The following is a 4,728-nucleotide window of genomic DNA, read 5'->3' as shown; positions in this document are numbered from 1 at the left end:
CGTAGCCCGGCCTCGGCCCCGTAGCCCGGCCGCCGGGGCACGGGCCGCCCGCCCGCCCGCAGCGGCAGTCAACAGGAGCGGTCAGCAGGGCCGGTCAGCAGCGGCAGTCAACAGGGGCGGCCAGCAGGGACGCGGGCTCAGATCCAGCCCCGCTCCTTCGCCTGGACGGCGGCCTGGAAGCGGCTGCTGGCGTCCAGCTGGCCCAGCACGTTGGCCACGTACCGCTGGAACGTGCGCAGGGAGACGCCCAGTTCGCGCGCCGCGACCTCGTCCTTGTCGACCCGCGAGAGCACATCCAGCACCTGCTTGTCGAGCTCGGACAGCGGGTTCTCGTCGCCGCCGGCCACGGTGGAGATGTCCACGGCCGACTGCCAGGTGTGCTCGAAGAGGTCCACGATGCTGGTCACCAGGCCCGGTTGGCGTACGACGACGGCGCCGCGCCGGTTCTCCCCCGGGTCGAGCGGGACCACGGCCTGGCTCCGGTCGTAGATGACCATCCGCTGAACCGGTTCCTCGACGCAACGGACCTGCGCCCCCGCCGATCCGAGCTCTTCCAGGTAGGCCCTGGTCAGGGTGTCCTGCAGGGCCTCACGGACGACGATCATCCGGAAGGTCAGGCCGCGGCGCAGACAGCGCATGTCGAGGGGGCGGGCCGCCTCGATGTTCTTGACCCGCCAGGGCGAGCTGGGGTGGATCGCCATGACCTCGCGGTACGCGAAGAAGGCCAGCTCATCCAGCCGGTCCCAGATCTCCTGGCCGCCGGTGACGTGCTCGATGTCCGCCGCCGGGGCCCGCACCCCCTGCCGGAACTCCTGCCCCAGCTCGGAGACCGCCGATCTGGCCGCGTCCACCTGCTGCATCCGCGCCCGCAGGCCGGCCAGGGCGTCCTCGATGAGCCGCTCGACGCCGATGGCGGGGTCGACCGCCGTGACCCCGCCGTCGCGGGTGTGCACCAGGCCCAGGCGGGCCAGCCGCTCCAGGGCGGGGCAGACGTCCGATCCGGCCAGCCCCAGCGCCTCGCAGATCTCCTCGACGGTTCCCTTCTCCCCCTTCAACAGGAACCGATAAATCAGCTCTTCTTCCTCAGTGACTCCCAAACACCCCAGGAGCACTTCATCCCCCCACTTCTCGGCAGCTCCTTACGATCAGGACCAATGGCCGATACTGGCACGCCTTTCCGGCCAAATGATCAAGCGGGGGAACGTTTGACCCTTGTTTTACTGCGGGCAGGTTTGGCCTTCACCTGCGGCGGAGCCGGACGGGCACTCTCGGGGGCGTACGGGGGGGGCGCACGGGGGCGTACGGCTCTATTCGGCCACCGCTTCGACGATCGAGGCGAAGGTCTCCGTGGCGATGACCCGGCTCACCCGGAACCCCGCCTCTCCGAGCAGCGCGCGGAACTCCTCCTCCGTACGCTCCCGGCCCCTCAGACAGGCCAGCATGATGAGGTCCAGCCCCTTGGCGAAGTGCGGGTCGTTGCCCGGCGGCAGGATCGCGTCCACCGCCAGCAGCGTGCCGCCGGGGGCGATCGCGGCGCGGATCGCGCGCAGGATGCGCAGGCAGTCCTCGTCGTTCCAGTCGTGCAGGATGTGCTTCAGCAGGTAGACGTCGCCGCCGGGCGTCACGGCCTCGAAGAAGCTCCCGGCGTCCGTACGCCAGCGGCCCGCGGTCTCCTTGACGTCCAAGAGGTGTGCGGCGACGGTCTGTTCCTGGTCGAAGAGAACGCCCGACAGCCCGGGGTTGCGGGTGAGCACGGCGCGCAGGAGGCCGCCCCGGCCGCCGCCGACGTCCACGACCGTGCCGGTGGCCGGAAACGTATACGCCTCGGCGACGACCTCGTCCTCGGGGCCGGACATGGCGGCCATGCCCGTGTCGAACCGGGTCTGCGCCTCCGCGTCCGTGTGCAGGTAGTCGAAGAACGGCATGCCGTACGCCGCGTCGAACGGCGTCTCACCCGTCCGCAGGGCGTCCTCGAAGCCCGTTGCCGAGCGCCGGAAGACCTCCTCGGTGAGCCAGATCATCCCGCTGTGCGCCGAGCCGGGCACGTCCGTACGGAGCAGCTCGGCGGCCGGGGTGAGGCCGAAGGCGCCGTCCCCGTCCTCCTGGAAGACGCCGCGCGTGGCCAGCAGCCGCAGTAACCGGCGCAGCGTCGGCCCGTGCAGGCCCGCGCGGCGGGCGAGCTCGTCGGGCTGCAGCGGGCCGCCGGCGAGGTGGTCGGCGACGCGGTGGACGGTCACGGCGCGCAGCGCGGAGGCGTGGAAGAGGCCGAAGGCGACCTCGCTCAACTGGGCTGCCAGAGCAAGGTGATGCGTGCCGTTGGCGGGGTGGCCGGTGCCGGAGTGGCCGGTGCCGGGAGTGATGTCCATGTCTTCATCCCCCTCGTGTCGGGTCTGCCTTTGCAGGCTACGAGGGGAGGGAGGACGGGAACGTCGCATCCTCAACTATGGCCGAAGTGCGCTGCGTACAGCGCACGTCGGCACGTCGACACGTTGGCACATCGGCACGTCGGGTGCCGGGCAGGTCCTCAGGCGCCGCGCAGGCCCAGCGGACCCGCGATCTCCGCCTCCATGACGCGGCCCGCCTCTTCGGCGAGCTGCTCCTCCGTGGCCGCGGAGTCCGTATCGAGGTCGCCCAGCTCGTCCAGCGGCTGGTCCAGGCGGACGTGGGCCACCAGGGACTGCAGGGCGCGGAGGGAGGCCGAGGCCGTCGGGCCCCAGTTGGACAGGTAGGAGAACTGCCACCACCACAGGGCCTCACTGACCCGGCCGTCGCGGTAGTGGGCCATGCCGTGCCGCAGGTCGGTGATGATGTCGGCCAGGTCGTCGGAGATCCGGCAGGCGACGGGGGCGGAGCGCGGCACGTACGGGTCGAAGACCTCCGAGTAGACGTCCACGGGGTCGAGGAGCCGCGCGAAGCGCTCCCGCAGCTCGTCGACGTCCGGCTCGGGGCCCACGTCGGGCTCGTACCGCTCGTCGGGGAGGAAGTCCTCGTGCGCACCGAGCCTGCCGCCGGTCAGGAGGAGCTGGGAGACCTCCAGCAGCAGGAAGGGAACGGCACTGTCGGGCTCATCGCCGCGCGACACCTCGGCGACGGCGACGATGAAGCTCTCGATGGAGTCCGCGACCGAGACCGCGAAGTCGTCGGGGTCGCGCTTGGCGTCGTGCAGCGTTGCGTCAGACATCGAGAAGTCGTCTCCCTTCGAAGGCACGCCCGAGCGTGACCTCGTCGGCGTATTCAAGGTCTCCCCCTACGGGGAGGCCGCTGGCCAGCCGCGTGACCTTGAGCCCCATGGGCTTCACCATGCGGGCGAGGTACGTGGCGGTGGCCTCACCTTCCAGATTGGGGTCGGTGGCCAGAATCAGCTCGGTGACGGTGCCGTCCGCGAGCCGGGCGAGCAGCTCGCGGATGCGCAGATCGTCGGGACCGATGCCCTCGATGGGGCTGATCGCCCCGCCGAGCACGTGGTAGCGGCCGCGGAACTCTCTCGTCCGCTCGATGGCGACGACGTCCTTGGACTCCTCCACGACGCAGATCACCGAGGAGTCGCGGCGCGGGTCCTGGCAGACCCGGCACCGCTCCTCCTGGGCGACATTGCCGCAGACCGCGCAGAAGCGGACCTTGGCCTTGACCTCGGTCAGGGCGTGGGCGAGCCGGCGGACGTCGGCCGGCTCGGCCTGGAGGATGTGGAAGGCGATCCGCTGCGCGCTCTTGGGACCGACGCCGGGCAGCCTGCCCAGCTCGTCGATGAGGTCCTGAACCACGCCTTCATACACGGATCGAATGCTCCTTCTCGGGCTTCTTCAGCTCGGTCTTCTTCAGCTGTGGCGGGTGCTGCTGTGGCGGGTGCGGCGGGCTGCCGTCGGATGCGGCGGGGCCGCCGGGGCCGCCGTCAGAACGGCAGGCCCTGGATGCCGCTGCCGCCGCCCAGGCCCTGGGCGAGCGGCCCGAGCTTCTGCTGCTGCAGCTGCTGCGCGGCGGCGTTGGCGTCACGGACGGCGGCGACGACGAGGTCGGCGAGGGTCTCGGTGTCCTCGGGGTCGACGGCCTTGGGGTCGATCACCAGGGCCTGGAGCTCGCCGGCACCGGTGACCGTGGCCTTGACCAGGCCGCCGCCCGAGGAGCCCTCGACGGGCGTACGGGCGAGCTCTTCCTGCGCCGCGGCGAGATCCTGCTGCATCTTCTGCGCCTGCTGGAGGAGCTGCTGCATGTTGGGCTGGCCACCACCGGGAATCACGGGTTCGCTCCTGGCTCTCGACGACGTTTGTCTCGGTAGCCCGAGCCTACGTGGTCGCCGCCTCCGGCGCCCCATGCCGGGCGAAGAAGAACGGGGGGCGCCCTGGGGCGCATGCGGCGCACCCGGGAATTCCCGCACCGCGAGCCCGAGCCCCCGCCCGCTCGGCGGGTTTCCGTTCGCCCTTACCCGTTCCCTTCGGCCCTACTCGCCCTGCCGACTCCACCCGCTCTGCTGCTCTACCGCTCGGCCGCTGCCACTCGGCCGCTCGGCCACTCGGCCACTCGGCCACTCGGCCGCTCGGCCGCTCGATCGCTCTACTCGTTCGCGATCTCTTCGATGACCGTCGCGCCCAGCTCGCGAACGATCAGATCGTGGCCGGTCAGGGCCGTCTCGTCGAGGTCGGGATCGTCCTCGGCAGGCATGTCGTCCTCGGGGGCGACGGGCGGGGGCTCGGGCTCGCGGTACGCCTGGGCGGCCGGAGGCTGCGGAGGCGT

6 protein-coding genes are annotated in these 4,728 nt (G+C 71.3%); all 6 read right to left on the bottom strand.

Annotated elements, in window-relative coordinates; genetic code table 11:
• Positions 1-137: 137 nt before the first annotated feature.
• Positions 138-1,112, bottom strand: a complete 975-nt coding sequence (locus V7793_RS33600; RefSeq protein ID WP_336013485.1) for a helix-turn-helix domain-containing protein — start codon at positions 1,110-1,112, stop codon at positions 138-140.
• 195 nt (positions 1,113-1,307) lie between these two features.
• Positions 1,308-2,366 (bottom strand): methyltransferase, encoded by a 1,059-nt coding sequence (locus V7793_RS33595; RefSeq protein WP_336013484.1) that lies wholly within the window; start codon positions 2,364-2,366, stop codon positions 1,308-1,310.
• A 158-nt stretch (positions 2,367-2,524) separates the two neighbouring features.
• Positions 2,525-3,181 (bottom strand): DUF5063 domain-containing protein, encoded by a 657-nt coding sequence (locus V7793_RS33590; RefSeq protein WP_168095113.1) that lies wholly within the window; start codon positions 3,179-3,181, stop codon positions 2,525-2,527.
• On the bottom strand, positions 3,174-3,773 hold the full coding sequence (recR, locus tag V7793_RS33585; protein ID WP_336013483.1) for a recombination mediator RecR: 600 nt from the start codon (positions 3,771-3,773) through the stop codon (positions 3,174-3,176). Before recR ends, V7793_RS33590 begins: the two co-directional genes overlap by 8 nt.
• Before the next feature lie 116 nt (positions 3,774-3,889).
• Positions 3,890-4,234, bottom strand: a complete 345-nt coding sequence (locus V7793_RS33580; RefSeq protein WP_336013482.1) for a YbaB/EbfC family nucleoid-associated protein — start codon at positions 4,232-4,234, stop codon at positions 3,890-3,892.
• Positions 4,235-4,548: 314 nt separating this feature from the next.
• The coding region (locus V7793_RS33575) for a hypothetical protein (protein ID WP_336013481.1) at positions 4,549-4,728 on the bottom strand (180 nt) is incomplete at its 5' end.

The organism is Streptomyces sp. KLMMK, from assembly GCF_036961605.1.
Lineage (GTDB): Bacteria > Actinomycetota > Actinomycetes > Streptomycetales > Streptomycetaceae > Streptomyces > Streptomyces telluris.
This window is presented reverse-complemented; position numbering and strand designations above follow the sequence as displayed.